Source organism: Chryseobacterium sp. HNCC26DJ241 (assembly GCF_057180505.1).
This window is the reverse complement of the sequence record NZ_JBXUGL010000091.1, coordinates 1-401: the sequence shown is the minus strand read 5'-3', so window position 1 is coordinate 401 and position 401 is coordinate 1. Positions and strand designations below refer to the sequence as shown.

Below are 401 nucleotides of genomic sequence, written 5' to 3'. Positions count from 1 at the left end.
TTTTAGAAGAAACTAAAGAAATAGATGATATTTTTGATTATGGAAAAAAGAATATATATCTTCTAGATGGACAAGGAGAAATTATTGGTTTAAATCTAATAGAAAATAATTTTACAATAATTCCTGATCTATCTAGTTTTACTTCTGTACAATTTCTGAATCTTTCACAAAATAAAATTACTAAAATAGAAGGCCTAGAAGCATTAAGAGAATTAGAGGAATTAAATTTATCATTTAATAAGTTCACTAAAATAGAAGGTTTAGAAGAACTAAAGCAATTGCAATATTTACATTTATCTTCTAATCAGCTAACCAAAATAGAAGGTTTAGAAGAACTAAAGCAAATGCAATATTTACATTTATCTTCTAATCAGCTAACCAAAATAGAAGGTTTAGAAGAA

1 protein-coding gene is annotated in these 401 nt (G+C 24.4%); it reads left to right on the top strand.

Annotation, left to right across the window (positions count from 1 at the left end; genetic code table 11):
* Positions 1 to 401, top strand: a 401-nt coding sequence (locus tag AC2A1C_RS15870; protein WP_484026909.1) for a leucine-rich repeat domain-containing protein, incomplete at both ends; no start/stop codon positions are given.